Source organism: Nocardiopsis sp. MG754419 (assembly GCF_018207095.1).
GTDB lineage: Bacteria > Actinomycetota > Actinomycetes > Streptosporangiales > Streptosporangiaceae > Nocardiopsis.
This window is the reverse complement of record NZ_QOCZ01000392.1, coordinates 1-384: the sequence shown is the minus strand read 5'-3', so window position 1 is coordinate 384 and position 384 is coordinate 1. Positions and strand designations below refer to the sequence as shown.

Sequence of the window (384 nt, the reverse complement as noted above, 5' to 3'; positions counted from 1 at the left end):
CGGTGGTGGCGGCCGGATCTGGTGGTGTGGGAGCCGACGACCTACGCGGGGGCGATCGCGGCCGAGGCGTGCGGTGCCGCCCACGCCCGCCTGACCTGGGGAGTGGACTTCCACGGTGCGGCCCGGGAGCACCACGTGCGCCTGCGCGACGAGGTGCCGGGCCGGGAGGACCCGCTGCGGGACTGGATGTCGCGGTGGTCCGACGCCGTGGGGTCCGCCCACCGGGAGGAGTCCGCGCAGGGCCACTTCACCATCGACCAGCTCCCGGAGTCGCTGCGGGTGCCCACGGGGCTGGACCAGGTGGGGATGCGGTACGTGCCGTTCAACGGTCCGGCGGTGGTGCCGCGGTGGTTGCGGGCCGATCCGGAGCGACCTCGGGTGGCG

At 75.5% G+C, this 384-nt stretch carries 1 pseudogene; it reads left to right on the top strand.

Annotated features, from left to right (window positions below):
* Positions 1 to 384 (top strand): annotated as a pseudogene (locus DSY14_RS28260) (nucleotide disphospho-sugar-binding domain-containing protein); the annotation flags it as partial.